The organism is Actinoplanes sp. NPDC051861 (assembly GCF_040681145.1).
In the GTDB taxonomy this organism is placed as follows: Bacteria; Actinomycetota; Actinomycetes; order Mycobacteriales; family Micromonosporaceae; genus Actinoplanes.
The window spans coordinates 1-18,086 of the sequence record NZ_JBFAYE010000010.1 but is presented as its reverse complement, the minus strand read 5'-3'; the positions used below and the strand labels follow the sequence as shown (position 1 = coordinate 18,086).

Sequence of the window (18,086 nt, the reverse complement as noted above, 5' to 3'; positions counted from 1 at the left end):
CACACACAATCGAGACGTCAGGCTGGGTGTGGGGCGATGCGGAAGACGGGTAGGCCGGGGGCGGCGTCCATGATGTCGGCTCGGGGGGAGTCGGCTTTGAGGCCGTCGAAGAACGCGCCGGTTTCCCAGGCCCATTTGCGCAGGTAGAGACGGATCAGGGGCTCCTTGACGGCGTCCGGCATCTCGATGGCGGTGAACGGCTCGGTGCGGCGGCCGAGGCGCAGCTCGCCCTCGCCCGCGGCGCGCAGGTTGCGGACCCACTGGGTGTGGCCGCGAGGGGCGAGGAGGTAGCGCTCGCCCTCGTACGTGAAGAGGTTGACGACCGTTGTGCGGACCTCGCCGCTCGTGCGGCCGCGGACCGCCAGGACCCGGCTGCCCAGCAGGCTGATACCGCGGGCGGTGAGCCACTTCGCGGCCTCGTTGAACGCGTTGGTGGTGCGCTTGGGAGCCAGGTAACGCATCGTCTCTCCTCCGGAAATGTGAGCAGTGCTCTCGCTTGAGAACAGTGAACATCACTGCGGTCCATGTCGTCAAGAGCAGTGCTCTCGTTTGAGAGCGATGCGCGCGGTGTCGGGAATCCGCCAGAGCGGGTCTCCCTGGCGGGGGTTGGGCGCGGGAGCGTCGATCCACCACAATGGGCGGTCCTCGACGAGAGATCGGACGGCAGTGGACGGTATCGAGCTGATCACGGCGGCGCTGGCTGCCGGGGCGACGGCTGGGCTCACAGACACGACCAGCGCGGCGATCCGAGATGCGTACGGGGCCCTGCGGGAGCGGCTCACGGCGCTGCTGGCCGGGCGGAACGCCGAGGAAGCCCTGCAGGAGCTGGAATCGGGCGCCGATCCGGCCGCGATCGCCGAGGAGGTCGGTGCGGACCTCGTCGAGTCCGGCGCGGTCGCCGACGAGCAGGTGCTCGACGCGGCCCGCCGGCTGCTGGCCCTGCTCGGGCCCGCGACCGGCACCGGGACCGGGGGCGCGACCGGGATCGGGGCCGGGACCGGCAGCACGTTCGTCGTCGGTACCAACCACGGGGCGGTCGGCGAGTTCCACGCGCCGGTGACGTTCCAGGCGCCGCTCCCCCCTTCCTGACCGGGGACGGACCAGGGTCGGTCGTCCGCGGCGGAACCACCGACCCGTCTCCCGGTGTCAATCTCGGCCTGCGGGGCACGTTCCACGGGCCCGTGCACGTCAGCGCGCCGCCGGTCGTCACCTGGCCGCACCGGGTCGGTGTGGTGCCACTGAGGGTCGACTGCTACCAGGACCGTCCGCTGCCGGACGGGCCGGCTCTGGTGCTGTCCGGGCTGGGCGGTACGGGCAAGACCCAGCTCGCCACCGAGCTCGCCGAGCGGGCCTGGTCGCAGGGCCGGATCGACCTGCTCGTCTGGGTGAGCGCGTCGTCCCGGCAGGCGGTGCTGGCCGGGTACGCGCAGGCCGCCGCCGAGGTCCTGCACATCGACGTGACCGACCAGGATCAGGCGGCCGGCCGGCTGCTGGCGTGGCTGGCCTCGACCGAGCGGCGCTGGCTGGTGGTGCTCGACGACGTCACCGACCCGGCGGACCTGCGAGGGCTGTGGCCACCACAAACAGCCAACACGCCACCACGACCGGGCAACACGCCACCACGACCGGGCAGCACGCCACCACGACCGGGTGACGAGCCACGGCAGGCGGGCGGCGGCCGCACGGTCGTCACCACGCGGCGGCTGGACGACGCGCTCACCGGAGCCGGGCGGACGGTGGTCGATGTCGGGCTGTTCACGGCGGAGCAGTCCGTCGCGTACCTCACTGAGCGCCTGACCGCCCGCCCGGTCCTGGCCGACGACGCCGCCGGGCTGGCCGGCGCCCTGGGTCATCTGCCGCTCGCACTCGCGCAGGCCGCCGCGTTCCTGCTCGACCAGGAGATCAGCTGCGGCGCCTATCGGGCACTGCTGGCCGACCGCGAGGTGCGCCTGGACGATCTACGGCCGGCGACGCTGCCGGACGACCAGGACCGGGCACTCGCGGCGACCTGGTCGCTGTCGGTGGAGCTGGCCGACCGTACGCCGCACCCCGGAGTCGCCCGGCGCGTGCTGACGCTGGCCAGCGTCCTGGACTCGAACGGCGTCCCCGAGGAACTGCTGCAGACGCCGATGGTAACCAGCTGGCTGACCGCGGAGCGACTCGTGGACAGCGGCTTCGGGCTCGGCTCCGACGCGCTGCGCCAAGCCCTGTGGCTCAATACGCGCGAACCCATGACGCGGTCCCAGCGACTCATGGCACGGATCAATCGGCGCATCACCCGGTGGACGATCCGGCGGCTCGCGGCCGAGCCGGTCACCGCGGCGGCGACCCGTGACACGACGCGCCGTCTGCATCTGCTCAGCCTCGCCGCGCACGATCCGGACGGCCACACCGTACGCGTGCACGCGCTGGTCCAGCGGGCGACCCGGGAGGGCGTACCGTCCGGGGAACTGGCTCAGGTGGTGCGTGTCGCCGCCGACGCGCTGGCCGAGGCGTGGGAGAGCGCCCGGCAGGTGCCCGTGGTCGGGCAGGCGTTCTTCGCGAACATCCGGGCGCTGACCGAGGCCGCTCCGGAGGAACTGTGGTCCGGCGCGAAGGGACCGCATGCCGTTCTGGTGGTCGCCGCGGACATCCTGTTGGGGGTCGGGCAGGCGCGGGCGGCGGCCGACTACCTGACGGAGCTGGCGGCCGAGGCGGGACGGCGTCTCGGGCCGGAGCACCTGTACACGCTGGCCATCCGCCAGACTCTGTCGGCGGCGCTCGGCCGGGCCGGGGACCAGGCGGGGGCGGTGGCCGTGATCGAGGCGGCGTACGCGGACGCGATGCGGTCGGCCGGCGTGGGGTGGCAGGACATGCTCTCCATCCGGCACAACCTGGCGACCGCCTGGTACAAGGCGGGGCGGGTCGAGGAGGCGGCGACGGAGATGGAGAGCCTGGTCGCCGACAGCGCGGTGGGTCTTGGGCGCTACAAGCAGTTCACTCTCTACAACGTGCATCAGCTGGCACACCTGCGGGGTGAGCTCGGTGACAGCGGCGGTGCTGTCGTCGCGTACGAAAAATTGCTTTTTGACAGCAAACGCCTGCCGGCGGATGAGGCCGCACAGATGGACATGCATGTCCGTGTCCAGCTTGCGCACTGGCGTGGCCGAGACGGGAAGGCCGCCGCAGCCGTCGCCGACCTGGAGAAGCTGCTCGCCGAGAAGACGCCGGTGCTCGGCCCGCACCACCGGCGGGTGCTGGCGATACGGCAGGAACTGGCGCACTGGGTGGGCGTCGCCGGTGACCCGGCGGGTGCGGTCGCCGCCTATGCGGAGCTGCTGGCGGACTGGCTGCTCGTGCAGGCGCCGGACAGCCTGGACACGATGACCACGCGGCGGTTCCTGGCACAGTGGCGGGGCGCGGCCGGCGACCCGGAGAAGGCCGTGGCGGAGCTGGAGGACCTGCTCGCCGACCAGTTGCGGGTGCTGAGTACGGATCATCCCGATACGCGTGCCACCCGGGAGGAGCTGACACGCTGGCGGGCGGCGATGTCATAGGCGGTAGGTAGTATCCGTCGACAGTTCGATCACTGGAGCGTCGATGTCCTACCTTCCGCCGCCCGTCGATCCTTATCAGACGCCGCAGTACACGCAGCCGTTCTATCCGCCGCCCCCGCCGCCGCCCAATCATTCGCGGACCGTGGCGATCACGCTGCTGTCGGTGGCGATCGCGCTGGTCGTGCTCATCGGCGGCGGGACCGTCCTCTACCTGATCGGCGAGAACGAGCAGGATGCCAGGGACCGGATCACTGTCAGCGAGCCCACCACCCTGAACGGCCACGACAAGATCGAGGCCAAGGAGCTGGAGTCGCTCACCACGGACCTGGAGAAGGAGCTGGAGGGCTATCCCGGGGCGGCGAACGCGTTCGGGGCCGTCTACGGGTCCCTGGAGGACAAGAAGATGATCGCCGCGCTCGCCGCCGAGGTCGACATCGACGACCCGCAGCGGATGCTCGACACGGTGTTCCAGTCGTTCAGCGGCGAGAGCCAGCTCACCGGCGTCTCCCCCGCCAGCACCGGATCGCTCGGCGGGGTGGCGCAGTGCGGCGACACCGTCGTCGGCAAGGAGGACGTGGCGATCTGCGGCTGGGCCGACGAGGGCAGTGTCGGTATGTTCCTGTACTTCTACGAGACCACGGTTGATGTGAAGGGCGACTTTCCCGACATGCGCGCCGAGATCGAGACGAAGAGCTGACGGGGCTACCGTGCGAAGGATGAAGGCCATCATCTACCGCGACACCGGCGGCACCGACGTTCTCGAACTCGCCGACCGTGCGGTGCCGGCTCCCGGTCAGGGCGAGGTCCGCGTCCGCGTCGCCGTGTCCGGCGTCAACCCCACGGACTGGAAGACCCGGTCGGGCGCCACCAACCCGAAGCAGTTCGCCGAGGTCGTCCCGCATCTCGACGGCGCGGGCACGATCGACGCGGTCGGCGAGGGCGTCGATTCGGGCCGGGTCGGTCAGCGCGTCTGGGTGTTCATGGCGGCGGCCGGGCGCCCGACCGGGACGGCCGCCGAGTTCACCGTCGTGCCGGCCGCGCAGGCCGTGCCGCTGCCCGACGCGGCGAGCTTCGACCTGGGCGCCTCACTCGGGGTGCCCGCGCTCACCGCGCACCGGGCGCTCACGGTCGCGGAGGACGGGCCCCGGCGGCTGCGGCCGGGCGCCCTCGACGGCAGGATCGTGCTGGTCGCGGGCGGCGCCGGAGCGGTCGGGCACGCGGCGATCCAGCTCGCGCGGTGGGCGGGCGCCACGGTGATCACCACGATCAGCGGCCCGTCGAAGGCCCGGCTCGCGACAGCCGCGGGCGCCCACCACGTGATCAACTATCGGGAGGGGGATCCGGCGGCGTCGATCCGTGCGATCGCCCCGGACGGCACCGACATCGTCGCCGAGGTCGCGCTGGGTGCCAATCTCGCTCTTGACCTGGCGGTGCTTCGCACCAGAGGAACCATTTCGACGTACGCGAACGACGGCGGCAAACCGGTCGCCCTCGACGTCCGCCAGAACATGATGCTGAACACCCGCTTCCAGTTCCTGGTTCTCTACACGGTCGGTGCGGACGCGCTCGCCGCAGCCGCCGAGGACGTGGCCGCGGCGGTGGCGGCGGGCGCGCTGCCGGTCGGCGAGGAGCACGGGTTGCCGCTGGTGCGGTTCCCGCTCGAGCGCACCGCTGAGGCTCACGCGGCGGTGGAGAACGGCGCGGTCGGCAAGGTCCTGGTCGACGTGCCCGCCTGATCAGCGACCGCCGGATCGGCTCGCCCGCCCGGCGTAGCGGCGGTAGATCAATTTCACGAGCTGGAAGACGAGGTAGGCCGGCACGGCGAGGATGACCAGCGCCGCCTTGAGGACCCGGTCCAGCAACGGGTCGACAACCCGGCTGACAGCCCGGTCGGTCTGGTCCCCGATCCAGCTGAAGAGGAGGACGAAAGGCATGAAGACGAGGTAGAGACCACCCGTCACGACCACGGCGATGAGATGGACGTAGACCGGAATGCCGGCGATCTCCTGCTCGAAGAAGGAGGGCTCCGGCGGCTGGGGCGGGTACGGCTGCACGAGTCCACTGTAGAAAGTCAGATCAACACCTCAATTGTGCCAGCGCAGAGGGCCGGGACGGATGCTCCACCACAGGCGAGCGAGGCGTGAGCGCCGCCGGCGCAGGGCCGAGGAGTAGGCGATCACCTGGGCGGCGGCGCGGGCGGCCTCGTCAGGGGTGACGGCGCCGGGCGCGAACCCAGCGGTGTTGATCGCGGCAACCAGGCCGTCCAGCGGCGGCAGCGGTGGTTCAGCGTCCCGCAGCGGTGATTCAGCGTCCCGCAGCGGTGATTCAGTGTCCGGCCGCGGTGATGCGGAGTCCGGCAGCAGCGGTTCGGTGTCCGGCGGTGTGGAGGAGGAAGGCTGGGCCGCGCCGGGCGGCGGCCCAGACGAGGCACCACCGGGGGCAGACGTGGCGACGCGCGAGGAGAGCCCGGCCGGCGCGGCCCGCCTCAGCAGACCGGCGCGGCGAGGCGGTGCCGAGGGCGGCGTGAGGGCATGTTCCGCGGCCTCCGTCGCCGACAGATGCGCCGGCACGGGACGGCCGGCAAGGCGCAGCGCGTCGGTCAGCTCCCGCCACGCCCCGGTGACCCGCTCCCCCGGCGTGCCCGCGGAAAGCCTCCGGCGGCGCTGCCCCCGGCGCAGGGAGACCACCACAAGAGCCCCGGCCGCTCCCAGCAGCACCACCGAACCCGAGACCCCGCCGGCGACGACGACACCGGACGGCCCTTCGGCAGGCGGCGCGGCGAGGGCCGTCGACGACGGCCCGGCCGACGGGGCGTCGGCGGTCGGGGGCGGCTCGGACGGCGCCGGCGGTGGGGTGGTCGGTTTGGGGGCGAAGTCCTCCTCCACCGGCCGGGGGTCGTCGCTCTTGGGCATCGGGTCGAAGGCGACCCAGCCGAGGCCGTCGAAGAGGACCTCGGGCCAGGCGAGGGCGTCGCGGCCGGTGACGGCGCCGCCCCCGGCGGGTGCGGTGAAGCCGACGACGATACGGCTGGGCAGGCCGGTGAGGCGGGCGAGGAGGGCGTACGCGGCCGCGAACTGCTCCGACGTGCCCACCCGCCCGCCCTGCTCGGTCCGGCCGAACAGGAAGTGGGCGATGTTCGGATAGGCGTGACCGCTCGGCGCGTCCGCCACCGTCTTGTAGTGCTCCGCCAGGAACTCCTCGATCGCGATCGCCCGGTCGTAGGCGCCGCCGTTGCCGTCGGAGAGGTGTTCGGCGAGGCGCTGGATCTGTTCCGGTACGCCGGGGCCGACCGTCAGGAAACGCACCACCGTGTCGCCGGACGGCGCGTCCGCGGTGGGCAGCAGGTTGAGATCGGGTGTCTGCACCCGGGACGTGGCCGTGTAGCGCAGCCCGGAGCTGAGCCCTTCGGGACGGATCAGCGTGCCGGTGTCCGCGTCGTAGGCGACCCGCGCGCCGGACACGGTGGACGGCGCCGGGATCGCGGGCAGCAGCCGCCCCGTCAGCCCGGTGATCGTGATGTCCTGCTGTTGCGAGGTGACGGCCGCTCCGGGCAGCTCCGGTGGCGAGGGCAGGACCCGGCCGGCGTTGCGGTAGACGCCGCCGACCCGCCAGGTGACCCCGTCGTAGTCGGGAAGGACCGCGAGGCGCAGCCGGACGCCCTTGGCGGGTCCCGCGCCGGGCCGGTACTCCAGAAGCGGCTGTTCGGGTGCCAGCGCCCATCCGGAGATCCGGTTCAGGGGACTCTCGTCGAGGCTGTCGACGCGCGGCGGTTCCACGTACCGTCTGGGGTCGACCGGCGTCGCGGAGACCTGGCTCCCGACCCACGGCCCGGCCAGTGCCACCACGCCGAGAAGGGCCACCATGCCGGCGGCGGCCGCACCCAGCGCATGGACCCGGACCTTGGCCGGCAGTGCCGAAGCCGCAGGCGAGGCCGGAGAACCCGCGAGAAGCGCCGCCATCACCAGCGCGGCGAAGGCGAGCGTCGGCACGGTCGCGGACGAAGCGTTGGGACCGACGACGTAGAGCGCGGCGGCGTAGAGCAGGACCGGCGGCAGGCAGCCGAGCAGGACGCGGCGGCTGCGCACGGCGACCTCGGTGGCGGCGAGACCGGTGAGCCAGACCGCGACGACCGGCGCGACCACCGTGTCGGGGGTGGACTCGACCGGGATCATGGCGGTGAGCAGGCGGGGGATGCCGTTGGCGAGGGCGTCGCGCAGAACGGCGGCGGTGAGGCCGGCGGGTGCGGCGAGGTGCAGGGCGAGCAGGGTCCAGCCGGCGAGCAGGAGCGCGCTGATCGGGGCGGCGGTCCAGGACGGCAGGCGGCGGGTCGCGACGCCGGCACCGACCGAACCGGCGGCGGCGCCCGCGACCAGCCGCAGGAGCATGTCGTCGGAGTAGATCCGGCCGAGCACGACGCCGGCCAGCAGCAGGAGACCGGTGAGGGCGAGGGGTACGACAGCCGCCCGGAGACGGGTCACCATCCCCGGACCCCGTCCCAGGCCGCGGCGAACTCGCTGCCGTCGGCCGCCTCGATGACGATGATGCGGTCGGCGCTGGACTCCGGCGCGGCGTCGCGGTCGCCGAAGAGACCGGCGATGACGATCGGGTACGCACCGCGCAGCGCACTGACCGCGCCGATGTCGTCCCGCCCGCCCGGCCCGGTCAGGAAGATCAGCGTGTCGCCGAGCCGCTGCGACCGCAGCCGCCGCAGCGTCGCCTCCAGATCGCCCTCCCCGAGCGTGACCTCGGTGAGGACGTCGAGGAACGGGCCCTCGGAGACAGCCGAGACCAGGTGCAGGCTGACCGGCAGCGCCTCCCGGGCGGCCGCGGTCACGATCGATGCCGCCGCCTCGCAGGCGTGCTCGAACGTCTCACCGTCGCCGGGATGCGCCACGGCCCGGTCGTCGAGCAGCACGAGCAGCGTCGGTTCGGCGGTGTCCAGCTGTTCGCGGACCATCAGCTCACCGACCTTGGCGCTGCTGCGCCAGTGGATGCGCCGCAGCTCGTCGCCGGGGACGTAGTCGCGCAGCGAGTCGAACGTGATCGTGCCGTGCGGGACCTTGTCCGCGCCGCCGTCGAGGCTGCGGGTTAGCCCGGCCGGGACGGCGCGCAGCAGGTGCACGCGCGGGTGCACGCGGACGATCGTGGTGCCGCCGTAGGTGCGGGTCATCGTCAGCAGCCCGAGCGGGTCGCGGCGGGTGACGCCGAGCGGGCCGATCGGGACCAGGCCGCGGCGGTGGGTGGGCACCGGGTACTCGGTGCTGGTGTCGCGGCCGGGACGCAGCCTGAGCAGCGGCACGTCGACGGTTGAGCCTCCGCAGCGGTCGACGGCGATCAGGGTGGCGGCCCGCACGCGGCTGCTGTTGCGGATGGTGAGGGTGATGGCGGCCGGTTCGCCGCGGGCGACCCGGTCCGGCTCGGCGACGCGTTCGACGCCGAGGCGGGGGCGCCAGGCGGCGAATCCGGCGGCGACAGCGACGGCGAGACCGGCTGCGGCACCGAGAAGTGCCAGGTCGGGATAGCCGAAGCGGAAACCGGTGACGAGCAGGACCACGCCGGCGGCAAGCAGGGCGATGCCGCGCGCGGTCACGGCGTCGCAGGCAAGGGTACGGGAACCGACCGCACCGCATCGGCGAGGACGTCCGCCGGTGTCACACCTCGCAGTTGCGCGTCCGCCGAGAGCAGCACGCGGTGCGCGAACACCGGCGTGATCAGGTCCTTGAAGTCCTCCGGAAGCACGTAGCCACGGCCGTGGATCAGCGCGTACGCGCCGGCCGCCCGGGTCAGCGCGATCACGCCACGGGGGCTGACGCCGACGCGTACCTGCGGGTGGTTGCGGGTGGCGGCGGCGAGCCGGACGGCGTACGTGTAGAGCGGGTCCGCGACGTGCACGGCCTGCGCCATCCGCACCATCTCACCGATCGTGGCCGTGTCGGTGACCGGCTCGAGGGTGTCCGGCGACCGCCCGGCGGCCCCGCGCAGCACCTCGATCTCCACCTGCTCGTCCGGGTATCCCACGGACAGCTTGACCAGGAACCGGTCCAGCTGTGCCTCGGGCAGGCGGTAGGTGCCGTCCATCTCGACCGGGTTCTGGGTGGCGACGACCAGGAACGGCTGCGGGACCGGGTGCGGCACGCCGTCGACGGTGACCCGCCGCTCCTCCATCACCTCCAGCAGCGCCGACTGGGTCTTCGGCGAGGCCCGGTTGATCTCGTCGGCGATCACGATGTTCGCGAAGACCGGCCCGGGGTGGAACTCGAAGCCCCGGCTGGCCTGGTTGAAGATGGTCACGCCGGAGACGTCGGAGGGCAGCAGGTCCGGGGTGAACTGGATGCGCCGCCACTGCCCGTGGATCGACGCGGCGATCGCCCGCGCCAGGGTGGTCTTGCCGACGCCGGGCACGTCCTCGAGCAGCACGTGCCCCTCGGCGAACATGGCGGTGAGCGCGAGCCGGATCACCTCGGGCTTGCCGAGCACGACCGAGCCGATCCGGGACGCGAGCTTCTCGGTGACCTGGGCGAAGCCCTGTACGTGTGCGGGGTTCAGCACGCCGGCAGATCTCCCAGGTCGTCGCCGCCGTCCAGGTTGAACCAGGCCCACGGGATGTAGGTCTTACCCTCGTAGTCCACCTGGATCCACGTCGTGCTGCGCTTGTCGTTGTTGTAGACGAACGCGTAGACCTCGTCGCCGCTCGCCTTGCAGAACGCCTTCAGCTTCGTCCCGTTCTTGACCCAGCCGGCCTGCTGGGCGTCGACCTGCCGGGTGACCTTGAAGATCTCGTTGCCGTTGCGGCCGTCGACGTCGGCGTTGCAGTACGTCCGCTGGTCGCCGGTGGAGCCGTTGATGCAGGTGGCGGTCCCGTAGAGGGCGTCGGTCGTCTTGGTCGACGTCTTCGTGGTGGTGCCCGCCGCGTTCTTGGCGCTGACCGTGAACGTGTAGCTGGTGCTCGGCTTGAGCCCGGTCGCGCCGAGGCTGCTGCAGCTGCCGGACGAGCCCTTGCCGCCGTCGGAGACCGCCAGGGTGCAGGTGGTCTCGCCGCCGCCGTTGCCCACCGCGAACGTGACGGTCGCCGTGTTGAACGTCGGGTTCACCGCGGTGACGGTAACGGTCGGTGCCGCCACGGTCCGCGCTGTCGCGGTGGCCGCCTCGCCGGTGCCGGCCTCGTTGACCGCCGCGACCTCGACGGGCACGCTCGCGCCGTTGCCGAGGCCGGTCAGCACGACAGCGGTTCCGTCGGTGACGTCGGTGGCCTTGCCGGCGGCGGTCACCACGTACTTCGTGACGGGCCGGCCGTTGTCGGCGGCGGCGGTCCAGGTGACCTGGACGGCACCGGCCTGGTTCTGCACGGTCTCGGCGGCGACGCTGTCCGGGCGGCCCGGCTTGGCGAACGGCACCACGCTGTTGCTGACCGGGGACGCCTGCGAGCCGGCACCGATGTCGTTGACGGCCACGACGGTGAACGCGTACTGCTTGCCGTACTCCAACTTGCCGTCCGCGATGGTCAGCGACGTCTCGGTGGCGTCGCCGATCGGTGCGGCGCCGCCCTCGGAGACCGCGGTGACGGTGTAGCGGGTGATGTCGTGGCCCTGCCCGTTCGCCGCCGGCCAGGTGACCGTCACGGTGCCGTCCGGCTTGGCCTCGGCGACCGGCGCGGCGGGCGCGTCCGGGACCTCGGAGGTGGGCCGGACCGGGTTGCTGGACTTGGCCGGCCCGTCGCCCTTGCGGTTGACGGCGTGTACGGCGAACTCGTACGTCTCGCCGTTGGTCAGCCCGTCCACCACGAGCGACCGCTGCTCGGCGCCGACCTGGAAGGTGCGCCCCGCGCCGGACACCACGTACTTCGAGATCGCGGCACCGTTGTCGGCAGCCGCCTGCCAGGTGACGCGCGCCTCGGCGTTACCGGCTGCGGCGCGCACGTTGCGGGGCGCGCCGGGCTCCTTGACCTGCGGCTTCGGCGGCTTGCGCTTCGGCGGCGGGGGCGGCGTGTTCTCGGTGGCCGGCGGGTCGCCGCCGAGGACGTCGTTGGCGTACTTGTCGACGACCCGAACGGTGTGGGTGTTGTCGACGACCCGCGCGGTCTGCGCGCCGGGTGCGTTGATGAACAGGTAGTTCTCCCGCACCTCCAGCTCCAGGGAGCCGCCCGGCCGCGCGATGCCGATCTGCTCCTGGGCCTTGCCGGTGCGGTCGAAGACGTGCACCCGGTCGCCGTCGGCGACGTAGAGATAGCCCTCCCAGGCCACGGCGGCCGGAAGCTCGGTGTCGCCGGGCACGGTCACCTCGGTGCGCACACCGGTCTCGTCGACCGCGTAGACCTTGCGGTCCCCCGGGACGGTCACCGCGACGGTCCGGCCGTCGGTGTGCGGCGGCAGGATCCCCGGGCCGGAGAGCGGAAGCTCGATGGTGCTCCGGCTCGCGCCGAGGCGGGTGAACATGTTCGTGGTGCGGTCCAGCACGGCGGCGCCGTCGTCCAGAGTGGTCAGGGCCAGGTCGTGGCTGGGCTCCGCGACCGACTCGGTGCGCTCGCGCTGCGGCGCGCTCTGCGCCCCACCGTCCGCGGCCGGCGCCGCCGGGGCGATCGCGGTGGCGGTGCCCTCGCTCGGCGAGGCGACCCACAGCCGCCCCTTGCCGTCGAAGGTGCCGCCGGTGATGCCGGGCGGGAAGCTGAGCGGCTCACCGAGTGAGGTCAGCGTCTTCGGGTCGACCTGCTGCACCTTGCCGCGCACCGCGTCCACGATGAACGCGGCGGCCTCGTGCAGCGCCACGCTGATCCCCCGGCCCGGCTCGGACTGCGCGTTCCAGAACGCCTGCAGGTCGGCGAGGTCCATGGTGCCGATCGCGCCGGTGTGCACGTCGCGCAGCAGCACGAACCGGTCGCTCTGGCTGACCTCCAGCTCGTGCCCGCGCGCCGGCCCCACGTCCACCCGCGTGTCGACCTTGGCCGCGACGCCGTTGAGCCGGGCGATCTCACCCTTCTCCCGGCTCCACACCCAGGACGCGGCGTCGAAACTCGCGAGCGCCTCATCGGCCGCCCCGAGCCCCCGCACCGTCAGCCCGAGCCCGGCCGCCAGCACGAGAACCACGCCGAGAGTGACCAGGTGACCACGGCGCGTCTTGGTGCCGTCTGAGCTGCTCACTACCGTGATCCTCTCGTCACACCCCGCCAGGAACCGAGCCATCATAGGGAAAGGGAGGCATACGTCGATACCCGGCCGTCCCGCGTCACCCTCGCTCGGTGCAGACTTGATCCGACGTCTTGAAGTTGTCCGTGGCATACACGGCCACCACGGCGAAGCAGTAGTCCAGCCGCTTGCTGAGCCCACCCATCCGGAACGACGTCTCCCCAGGTCCGACCGAGGAAACCGGCCTCAGCGTCTCCCCCGGCCGCGCCATCGTGACCATGAACGGAACCGTGCCGCCGGCGGGGTCGGTCCACCGCACCTCGACGGCTGTCCCCTCGTCGGTGAGGCTGATGTCACCCGGCGGGATCGCCTCCTGAGTTGGCACATCGGTCTCACCCGCTGGTGCGGTCCCGGGCGTCCCGGTCCGATCCGCCAGGACGAACACCAGCGCCGCCACCGCGACAACAGCACTGAGGGTCGCCGCGATCACGGCGAAGAGGGCCATGCCGCGGCGGCGCCCGCTCTCCGGGGCTTTATCGACGGGGTACGCGTGAGCGACGCTCGCTGCCGGGATGATGCTGGGCGGGGGCGCGGCGGGCGGTGGTGCGCCGTTCCAGATGGTGACGCCGCCGGGGGTGTTGCGGCTGTGGCGGTCGTCGTCGACGGTGTCGGCTGACCAGGGGGTCATCGTGGGGGGTGGGGGCTGGACGGTGGCGCCGTGGTCCGTCCAGGGGTTGCCGGGTGGGGGTGGCGGCTCCTGATTGCGGCGGGTCTGGGTGGGGACGGCCTGGCCCGGAGGGGCGCTCCACGGGCTCTGGTCGGTCGGCTGGAGGGTGGGGAAGGCACCGGTGGGTGCGTTCATCGGGTCGGTTTCGACGGGCTTCGTCGGCGGGTCCCAGGTCGGCTCGACCGGCGCGGCGGGTGTGGGCGGGTCCCAGCGCTGCTCGACCGGCGCGGTGGGTGCGTTCATCGGGTCGGCTTCGACCGGCCTCGTCGGCGGGTCCCAGCGCTGCTCGACCGGCGCCGGCGTGGTGGGTTGGGCCGGTTGCGGCGGGGGTGCTTCTCCGCGTACATCTGACTGCTCTTGACCGAGAAAAGCCCGCGCCCGGGCGACTGCCGGATGTTGCACCCCGAGTGCCGCCGGCCCGTGCTCCGCAACTCGGCCGAACGCCTTGCGCGCCTCATGCCGGTTGCCCAGCTCATCGGCGACCAGGCCCAGGTCGTGGGAGATCAGCACCATCAGCGGATCGGTGTCACCCAGCCGCAGATGCCCGGCCGCGTAAGCCTCCTCGAGCGCCCGCCGCGCGTTGACCGGCTCATCGATCCGCAGGAGAACACCGGCCAGGTCCCGCTGAGCGGTGAGCACGTCATGGTGGTCCTCCCCCAGGTTCTCCCGGCCCAGCTCGACGGCCCGCTCCAGCAGCACCACCGCACCCCCGAGATCACCAGCGGCGATGAGGGTCTGGGCACGCTGCAGGGCGGGCGTCAACGGGGAGGGTTCGGACACGCCCGCCATGCTGCCTGGTTCCGGGGTGCGGCCGCTAGTTCGGGTGGGGTGTATGGGGTGGAATGTCTGGTGCTGACCCCGGGTTTGGGCGGGTGAAGGGGGCGTGTACAGTTCTGGTCTGTACGGCGGTACGGGGCGGCGTGAACGCTCCGGTAGGCTGTATGAGCAGGTCCGGGTGGCGGAATGGCAGACGCGCTAGCTTGAGGTGCTAGTGCCCGTATAGGGCGTGGGGGTTCAAGTCCCCCCTCGGACACCACACAGGTACACGGTCGATCTCTTTCGACCGCACCTCCGCGAGCACCGTTTGAGTGCCAGGGCGGTAGGTCATCTCCAGGCCGATCCGAGAGTAGATCTCTGCGCGGTCGTGCTCGCTGGCCTTTCGCAGCACGCCGAGGAGTCCGCCGAGGGCGGCCACGATCGCGGCGATCTGTTCTTCGCTCATTCGCTCGGGCGGCGCTTCGGTGAGGCCGAGCCGTGCCTGTGCAGCCTTCTTGATCGCCGTCGTCTCGGTGATCCAGCTGGCGACGAGTGCCGGGTCTCCTCCGGCGTCGAGGGTGGCACGGTAGCGAGCGATCTTGGTGTCGCAGTCGTCGATGGTGTTCTGGAGTGTTGGGACATCGTCAGTCTGGTGGTGTTCGGCGAGTGCCGCGCGGTGGCTGGCGTCGGCGATCCGGTGGAGTGTCTCGGTGAGTCTGCTCCGGCCGAGTTCCTCGCTGAGGAATTGGTCTACCGGCTCAGCGATGGACTCCTGCCGAAGGTAGAGCACCGGCGGGTGCTCGATGCCGTGTTGGCGGACGTAGTCGCGGGTTGCCTTGCACCGGTAGTAGATGCGCCCGTGGTTGACGCTGCCGTCCATGACGCGTCCGCACAGGCCGCACCGCAGCAGGCCGCGAAAGAGGTACGGGTGGCGGCTGCGGCGTCGCGCCTTGCCCGCGTCGCCGACGGTGCCGCGCGCTTTGACGGTCTGCTGGGCACGCTCGTAGACGTCTCTGCTGATCAATGGCGTGTGTGACTCGGTCTGCGACCACACCCACTGGCTGGGGTCGTTCCAGCGGTGGCGGCTCTCGTGACCGAGAGCGACGTCCTCGACGTCGAGGAGGACTTCGTCGGTGCGTGCGCGGTTCCAGACCTGGTGGCCGGTGTAGCGGGGGTTCTGCAAGATGGCGCGGACGGCGGTGGTCTCCCAGGCCTGCGTGTTGCGGTGCGGGTTACGCGCGCGGTCGTAGGCGGACGGGCACGCGATGCCGTCGTGCGTGAGACCACGCGCGATGGACGTTATGCCGCGCCCGGCCAGGTATTCGCTGAAGATGCGCCTCACGACCGGCGCGGTGACCGGGTCGGGGTCGAGCTTGTGGAGTCGTTTGCCTTCGGCGGCTTTGGCGGGGTTGGGGTGCGGGCCGGCGTCGGCGAGGCGGTAGCCGTAGGGCGGCCGGCCGCCGAGGTAGCGGCCTTCCAGCTCGGTTTGCGCTTTCATGGCGGACCGGACGCGGATCTTGATGCGGTTGCGTTCGCCCTTGCTCATGCCACCGTAGAGCGCCATGACGAGATCGTGGGCGTCGGAGCCGGGGTCAATCGCGCCGCCGACCTCGGGCACCCACAGACCGACGCCGTAGTGCACGAAGACGGGAAAGGTCATGCCGAACTGACTGCCGTAGAAGGCGCGTTGCGGCTCGCCGATGACGACGGCGGCGAAATCTCGATCGGGGCCCTTGATCGCGTCGAGGAGGCGGAGCGCTTCGGGGCGGCGCTTCCATGGCAGCGAGCGGGAAAGCCCGATGTCGAAGAACTCGGCGACGACCTCGCCGCCAGCCGGTTCGATCAGGCTGCGGGCGCGGGAGAGCTGCCACGCCTTGGAGGCTTGCGGATCCTGTTGGTCTTCGGTCGACACTCGTCCATAGAAGGCGAACCTCATGGTCGGCGAGTCTGCCGGGCGCGGTCGATGATGCGCCACAGCACATCTGCGGCCGCTTCCGACAGTGGGACGTCTAGGGACGTCTTGAGCTGCCCGTTCTCGATTTCGATCGTCTTGCAGGTTCGTATGCTGCGATTTCTCCCCTCTTCATTGGCTGTCTGCATGGTGATCGTTTGGGCCTCCTCTCACTACGCGCTGATAAACCGGGTGCTTGCCACCGTTCCTCTCGTCAGACTTCGGATCATGACTCGCTTCGGCATTCAGGACTACGAGCCGCACTGGCTCAACGGCCGGGACAGCATCACCGCTGTTCATGGCGAGCGGCTCGCACGGTTGGCGGGCCGGACTCTGCGGCATGTTTGGGTGGTCTGGGATCTGAGCGCCGATGAGTGGTTCACCGATGCTCCTGTGTTACTGGACTTCGGTGACGAGATGGTCAGCATCGACCACCAGAAGTTCGACGATCTCTGCATCACCTGGAACGCTGTCGACCCCACCCGCTCGATCGAGGATGACGGCTGGGACCAGGATTTCTTCTTCGCGCTGGCGTGGCGTCCTGAGCCCACGCCGCAACTCGCAGAACTGGCTGGTCGGAAGCTGGATCATGTTGAACTGCTCGAATGGGCCGGCGGAGCGGCTGACATGGCCAACGGCAGCGTCGCCATCGGGCTGGACGCACCGCCTGCCTGGCTCACGATCTACAACGCGCTCGACGAGAACGGCTTCACCTTCGGCGGCCCCGAGGACTGCTACCGCCGCTACCCGCTGACCTCCTGATCGTCCGTCCGCTCGTCCGTCCGGGCGCTGATCTGCGCAGACGCGCGCGAGCGGACGGACGTCCGCGCGGACGGATCGGGTCAGGTTCGCCAGCGTCCGCGGGTGACTTGGTGAGCGCGGCCGGTGGCGGCGAGGGCTTGGAGGCGGTCGTAGATCCAGGTGCGCCGCATGCCGGTCGCGGTGATGAGTTCGCGGATGGTGGCGCCGGCGTCGGGTGCTTGTTCAAGCGCGGTCACGAGCAGTTTTTCGGGGTCGGTGACGGCCGGGGTAGGCGCTTCCAGGGCGCGCGGCTGTTGGCCGATTGCTGCCCGTGATAGCGGGTCGAGGTCGGGGCGTTGGTCGGCGTAGCGGGCTGCGGTTTTGCGTACGTCATTGTCGGTGACGAGGTAGGCGCGGGCGCGGCGGGGTTGGTTGTGTCCGTCGGCGAGGACGTAGAACTTGCCGGGTGCGTCGAGGGTGTGGGCGTGCCAGCCGGTGGTGAGCATGCCTTTGTCGAGGATGAGGTCGACGTCGCGGCGTTCACGAACACGGAGGCAGACGCGGACGCTCATCTGGGAGCGCAGCGCTCCCCCGCCCATGGCCTTCTGCGTCGGGCGTTGGGTGGCGGCGAGCAGGTCGACGGCGACGGCTCGTCCGCGTCGGGCGATGGATTCGGCGTGGTTGATGGCGGCTGGTGCAGTGTCGGCGAGTTCGGCGTACTCGTCGATGACGATCACTAGCGCGGGAGCTTTAGGGCTGGGCTCCCAGACGCGGGTGTTGTCGTGGCTGGAGGCGTGCGCGCGGGCGTCGAGCACGCTGACGGCGTCGGCGAGCAGTTGAGTCGCTTCGTCGGGCGTGGTGGCGAGTCTGGCGAGGCAGGGTGCCCAGGGTCGGAGTTCCATGCCGCCTTTGAGGTCGATGCCCCAGAGCACGACGTCGTCGCAGGCGGCGAGGTTGCCGAGGATGACGTTGAGGACGCCGCTCTTGCCGGAGTCGGTGGTGCCGCCGATGAGGGCGTGTCGGCGTAGCAGTGGGATGCGGACGGGTGTGGCGTCTTCGAAGACGCCGAGTTCGATGGGGTCGGCCAGGGTTCGTGTGGTGGGGCCGGGCCAGGGGATGGCGCCGGCGTGTGGGTCGATGGCGAGCACGCGCATGGTGCAGCGGCCGGCGTGGGCGGGGTCTTGTTCGACGCGGACGGCGCCGGGGCGGGTGCCGAGGGCGGATTCGATGGCGGGCACTTTGGCGATGACGTCGGC

Annotated in this window: 13 protein-coding genes and 1 tRNA gene; 5 read left to right on the top strand and 9 right to left on the bottom strand. The window is 71.4% G+C overall.

Going from position 1 to position 18,086, the window contains the following annotated elements; translation table 11 throughout:
- Window positions 1–17 precede the first annotated feature (17 nt).
- Entirely contained in the window at window positions 18–461 is a 444-nt protein-coding gene (locus AB0M02_RS25020; protein WP_364230598.1) for a nitroreductase/quinone reductase family protein, read from the bottom strand.
- A 205-nt stretch (window positions 462–666) separates the two neighbouring features.
- Here AB0M02_RS25020 and AB0M02_RS25015 point away from each other — a divergent pair, with 205 nt between their 5' ends.
- The 4 genes from AB0M02_RS25015 (at window position 667) to AB0M02_RS25000 (ending at window position 5,272) form a co-directional block, all read left to right on the top strand.
- Entirely contained in the window at window positions 667–1,089 is a 423-nt protein-coding gene (locus tag AB0M02_RS25015) for a hypothetical protein (RefSeq protein WP_364230596.1), read from the top strand.
- Window positions 1,090–1,181: 92 nt separating this feature from the next.
- Complete coding sequence (locus AB0M02_RS25010) at window positions 1,182–3,536, top strand: NB-ARC domain-containing protein (RefSeq protein ID WP_364230593.1); 2,355 nt, start codon at window positions 1,182–1,184, stop codon at window positions 3,534–3,536.
- Window positions 3,537–3,579: 43 nt separating this feature from the next.
- Complete coding sequence (locus AB0M02_RS25005; RefSeq protein WP_364230590.1) at window positions 3,580–4,233, top strand: hypothetical protein; 654 nt, start codon at window positions 3,580–3,582, stop codon at window positions 4,231–4,233.
- A 19-nt stretch (window positions 4,234–4,252) separates the two neighbouring features.
- Window positions 4,253–5,272: an NADPH:quinone reductase gene (locus AB0M02_RS25000; protein WP_364230587.1), complete on the top strand. Its 1,020-nt coding sequence runs from the start codon at window positions 4,253–4,255 to the stop codon at window positions 5,270–5,272.
- On the opposite strand, the gene AB0M02_RS24995 is transcribed toward AB0M02_RS25000, so the two are convergent.
- The 6 genes from AB0M02_RS24995 to AB0M02_RS24970 are packed head-to-tail and all read right to left on the bottom strand — an operon-like array spanning window position 5,273 to window position 14,162.
- Window positions 5,273–5,590: a hypothetical protein gene (locus AB0M02_RS24995; RefSeq protein ID WP_364230585.1), complete on the bottom strand. Its 318-nt coding sequence runs from the start codon at window positions 5,588–5,590 to the stop codon at window positions 5,273–5,275. It lies immediately after the preceding gene.
- 30 nt (window positions 5,591–5,620) lie between these two features.
- Window positions 5,621–8,017, bottom strand: coding sequence for a transglutaminaseTgpA domain-containing protein (locus tag AB0M02_RS24990; protein WP_364230582.1), 2,397 nt, complete (start codon window positions 8,015–8,017; stop codon window positions 5,621–5,623).
- Window positions 8,011–9,126 (bottom strand): DUF58 domain-containing protein, encoded by a 1,116-nt coding sequence (locus AB0M02_RS24985; protein ID WP_364230579.1) that lies wholly within the window; start codon window positions 9,124–9,126, stop codon window positions 8,011–8,013. Before AB0M02_RS24985 ends, AB0M02_RS24990 begins: the two co-directional genes overlap by 7 nt.
- Window positions 9,123–10,085 (bottom strand): MoxR family ATPase, encoded by a 963-nt coding sequence (locus AB0M02_RS24980; RefSeq protein WP_364230576.1) that lies wholly within the window; start codon window positions 10,083–10,085, stop codon window positions 9,123–9,125. Before AB0M02_RS24980 ends, AB0M02_RS24985 begins: the two co-directional genes overlap by 4 nt.
- Complete coding sequence (locus AB0M02_RS24975; protein ID WP_364231075.1) at window positions 10,079–12,712, bottom strand: fibronectin type III domain-containing protein; 2,634 nt, start codon at window positions 12,710–12,712, stop codon at window positions 10,079–10,081. Before AB0M02_RS24975 ends, AB0M02_RS24980 begins: the two co-directional genes overlap by 7 nt.
- A gap of 43 nt (window positions 12,713–12,755) precedes the next feature.
- Window positions 12,756–14,162 (bottom strand): tetratricopeptide repeat protein, encoded by a 1,407-nt coding sequence (locus AB0M02_RS24970; protein ID WP_364230574.1) that lies wholly within the window; start codon window positions 14,160–14,162, stop codon window positions 12,756–12,758.
- Between the two features lie 169 nt (window positions 14,163–14,331).
- On the opposite strand from AB0M02_RS24970, the gene AB0M02_RS24965 reads away from it, so the two are divergent.
- Window positions 14,332–14,418 (top strand) — tRNA-Leu (locus AB0M02_RS24965).
- Here the strand turns inward: AB0M02_RS24965 and AB0M02_RS24960 are convergent.
- Together AB0M02_RS24960 and AB0M02_RS24955 are read right to left on the bottom strand one after the other, a co-directional pair.
- Window positions 14,371–16,074 carry a recombinase family protein gene (locus AB0M02_RS24960; protein WP_364231072.1) on the bottom strand — a complete coding sequence of 568 codons (1,704 nt, stop codon included), beginning with the start codon at window positions 16,072–16,074 and terminating at the stop codon, window positions 14,371–14,373. The genes AB0M02_RS24965 and AB0M02_RS24960 overlap by 48 nt on opposite strands.
- An 857-nt stretch (window positions 16,075–16,931) precedes the next feature.
- The coding region (locus AB0M02_RS24955; protein WP_364230571.1) for an FtsK/SpoIIIE domain-containing protein at window positions 16,932–18,086 on the bottom strand (1,155 nt) is incomplete at its 5' end.